Genomic DNA, 3018 nt, shown 5'->3' with positions numbered 1-3018 from the left:
TCATGCCTCCAACACCGACATGGCGTCGTGCTCGGTGACCGGGGCGGATGTTCCGTGGGGGTTGGCGATGGTGACGGTGCCGCGGACCACGGCGCGCCATTGGTATTGGCGCCGGTTCGGGTCGAAACTTACTGGGGTATCACGGATCATCTCGCCGTCGGACTCAGATTCGGCGGCGTCGCGGACGGTCGCCAACCGCACGACCCGGTCGCGGGCGCGGCGTTGTGTGCGGGTGCTGGCCAGCCACGGCCGGTTCGCCAGCGCGGTCGGCAGGTCCTCGTCGAAAACTCCGAGGGCGATGGGTCCGGCCGGTGGGCAGGATCGGCGGCCGAGGTAGAGGGGGAATTCGGGGCTGCGTACCGCGGCGTCGATCGCGGTAACGAGGTCGTGTTCACCTTCGAGGACCGCGAGGTAGACCGCGTCGGAGATGTAGTAGCGATATGACAGCGGCAGTGAGGTCCAGCTGCGGGATCCGTCGCGTTCGAGTTTGGGTTGTTGGGCGGTGTGGAAGTCGCGAACGAGTTGTCCGGGTTGGTCGATGCGGACACCGAATCGCAAGCCCAGCAACCCCTCCAGCGGGTCGGTGCGTCGCAGGCCTTTCGCTGCGGCGACGAGTCCGAGGACTCCGCTTTTGGTAGGTGCGGTCTCGGTGTCACGGCGCACGAACCGGCTACTGGCTCCCCAGGACTGCAGCGGTCCAGCCAACCGCAGCGCGACCACGCTCACCGCGGTTCCCCGAGCCGAGTCTCGACGAGCGCGCCGACCGCGGTGACGAGGTCGGTGAACGCGACGTTCGGGCCGAGGTCGTCGAGCCCGGCGGTGTCGGAACCGATCCGGGTGACCCAGCTGGCGATCGGTGTTTCGGTGTAGGCGCGTTCAACCTCGCGGGCTTCCTCACGCAGCGCGTCGGCGGCGCGTTTGACCCGGCCACCGGTATTCGTCTCCCGCACCGGGCTTTCGAACGCGCCGACAAGGTTGATCGGCTGGGTGTCACGCACCAACACGACCACCGCCTCCGGGAGGGTGCGGTTGGCGAAGGTGTTCTGCTTACCGGTCGGCATGGACCGTACGAAAGACGCGACGAACGCTTCGATGGCACGGCGGGTCGCGGTGGGGTCGCCGAGGTTGTCGTGCAGACGGTTCACATCGATGGTCGCGTACCGGTACAAGGTGGAGGAGTTGAACTCGACCGTGCCGATCATCCCGGCACCGGTCTCGTCGTCACCGAGCTGATCATCGACCGCGGTGAAGTAGTCGAACTCGGTTTCAACCGGGTGCACGCTGATGGCGTGGGCAACCTGCACGGCGGCATCGACGTTCAAGTCGGCTTGGTCGGCGACCATACGACCGAACAACGCGATATCCACCGAGTGGTCGCGGTCGGCCAGATCCTTCACCTTGGCCTCCCGCAACGCTTTCGCGACATCGGCCGCGCCTGCCGCGGCGACCGCCGCAGCAGCCAGGGCCTGGATCTGGCACCGGCTCAAGAACACCAGGTATCCGGCTTCCTCGATCGCGTCCTTCTTCGGCGGCTTCACGGTGATACCGACAGCCTTCATCACCTCCGCGGCCAGCTCGAGCGAGCGCTCACCCAACTCGGTTGCCTGCGAGGTGATCTCGGCGGCCAACAGTTCGACCACGCGACGGGTCCGCACCCCCAGCTGCGAGCGGTCAAGCTGGTCATCGAAGGCCACGCGAGTGGCCCGCTTCCAGGCTTGGCTGGAGACGCGGGCGCGGCGCACACCGCCATAGATCGCGGTCTTCGGGCTACCGGTGTCGTCGCGGTTGAGGTTGCTCGGCGGCACCGTCTGCAGGATGTGCAGGTCGATCAGGGTTCGGGTCATCGCGGCAAGCGGCCTTTCACTGGTCATTCTTCACTGGCTTCGGACTCGGAATCTGGTTCGGCGGCGGTGGTGGTGCGGTAGAAGTCGCGTCCCCAGGCCAGCCGCACCCGCTGGGCGCGGCCCGGGGTCAGCAGACCGGTGAGGTCGTCTGCGAGGCGGGCGTAGTCGAATCCCTTTTTCTCCGACCGCAACTGGGTGACCAGCCCGCGGATGTGCACCAACACCTCCTCGATCGATTGTGCGGTCGACACGGCCATGAACCGGCGCGTGACCGCCTCAGCGCTGCGCCCCTCCGACTGCGCCAGAATCCCCACCGCCCGCCCAAACGAGACCTCCGGGACATGCGCGCGCACCAGCATCGACTGCTGGTGCGCGGCGAACAAGGTCAGCACCGAATGCGCGGCAGCCTCGGCCACACTCGGCTCACCATCGTCGAAACGGTCCTGCCCGCACAGGGATGCCGGCACCGCGGCGATGGTGAGGTCCCAGATCTCGGGGACGCTGCCCGCGGGTTTACCTAGACCTCGACGCAGTTTCGCCAGTTCCGCCCGCGCTGTGGACGATCGCTGTAGATATTCGTCCTGAAGGCGGTTCAACCGCCAATCCAGGGCGCTTCCGAGGCGGCCCAGCCGCCGCGCGGGCACCACCTCCAGGGTTTGCTTCTCCTCCACGGTGCTCACGCCACCGCCTCCTTCGATACAGAACGGATCGACCGGGAATCAGCCAGCGGCAACAGCTTCCGCAGCGAGGTGTTGAGCCACATCTCCGCGCGCGCCACGTTCACCACCTGACCGCGAACCGTGCGCCCTACCCACGCCGAGGGCGGGGCAGCCGAAATCAGTTCCGCGGCAATCGGATACACCGCAGCCCGAAGAGTTGTTTGCCATTGTGCGCGCGCCTGATCGAGGTCTCGTTCCGGTGTCAGGGACGCCAGCCATTCCCGGTACGGGGCGTCCAGTGCCGCGTACAGGTGTTCGCGGGCGCGGTCCCCGGCACCGGATTTCGGTTCCGCGCCCGCGGCCTGGGCGAGGTTTTCCGCGAAACTCCAGACCGCTGACGCGGTGTTTTCGGCGTCGTCGACGGCGTTGGACGCGGTTTGACCGGCGGCGGGGCGGTCCTCACGCAGCAAGATCACCGACATCGGCAACACATCCTCGACGATCTCGGCGAATGT

4 protein-coding genes are annotated in these 3018 nt (G+C 67.0%); all 4 read right to left on the bottom strand.

Annotated elements, in window-relative coordinates; translation table 11 throughout:
• A complete protein-coding gene (gene cas5e, locus ACFYOW_RS49425; protein WP_387299117.1) occupies positions 1–726 on the bottom strand; it encodes a type I-E CRISPR-associated protein Cas5/CasD in 726 nt (241 codons plus the stop codon).
• Positions 723–1871 carry a type I-E CRISPR-associated protein Cas7/Cse4/CasC gene (cas7e, locus tag ACFYOW_RS49420; RefSeq protein WP_387299115.1) on the bottom strand — a complete coding sequence of 383 codons (1149 nt, stop codon included), beginning with the start codon at positions 1869–1871 and terminating at the stop codon, positions 723–725. Before cas7e ends, cas5e begins: the two co-directional genes overlap by 4 nt.
• Entirely contained in the window at positions 1868–2524 is a 657-nt protein-coding gene (gene casB, locus ACFYOW_RS49415) for a type I-E CRISPR-associated protein Cse2/CasB (protein WP_387299113.1), read from the bottom strand. Before casB ends, cas7e begins: the two co-directional genes overlap by 4 nt.
• On the bottom strand, positions 2521–3018 hold a 498-nt coding region (locus ACFYOW_RS49410; RefSeq protein ID WP_387299111.1), incomplete at its 5' end, for a type I-E CRISPR-associated protein Cse1/CasA. The genes casB and ACFYOW_RS49410, both read right to left, overlap by 4 nt.

The sequence above is a fragment of the Nocardia sp. NPDC006982 genome, assembly GCF_042869435.1.
Lineage (GTDB): Bacteria > Actinomycetota > Actinomycetes > Mycobacteriales > Mycobacteriaceae > Nocardia.
Note: the sequence above shows the minus strand (reverse complement) of the source record. Positions and strands in the feature narration are given on the sequence as shown.

Bases quoted from the DNA above. Each gene is read 5' to 3' on its own strand.
- cas7e (WP_387299115.1), bottom strand. From the start codon at position 1,871: ATGACCAGTGAAAGGCCGCTTGCCGCGATGACCCGAACCCTGATCGAC.